The 273-nt window shown below is 54.9% G+C and carries 1 protein-coding gene; it reads left to right on the top strand.

The features are described 5' to 3' along the window. The coding region (locus EUU22_RS25645; protein WP_205687928.1) for a DUF4397 domain-containing protein at positions 1-236 on the top strand (236 nt) is incomplete at its 5' end. Positions 237-273: the final 37 nt, after the last annotated feature.

Below are 273 nucleotides of genomic sequence, written 5' to 3'. Positions count from 1 at the left end.
GAACTGAGATCAACTCAGTTGCGCCGGTAATCAGCGGTATGGGTTTTGAGACTGCATCGGGATATGAATCGCTGGAGGCAGGGACCTATCGCATCTGGTTTACGGCGCCCGGACAGAAATTTATTTTCATTGACAGCGGCCCAGTATCGCTAAGTGCAGGACGGGTGCGGACGCTGGTGGGTTTGAACGACGCGTCCGGCACATATTCTTCAACCGTGCTCGCCGATGTGAACTAGAAAAATAAAGGGCGACGAGGCCGGTCAGGACCTCGCC

Origin of the sequence: Ciceribacter ferrooxidans (genome assembly GCF_004137355.1) — a bacterium.
In the GTDB taxonomy this organism is placed as follows: Bacteria; Pseudomonadota; Alphaproteobacteria; order Rhizobiales; family Rhizobiaceae; genus Allorhizobium; species Allorhizobium ferrooxidans.
This window is presented reverse-complemented; position numbering and strand designations above follow the sequence as displayed.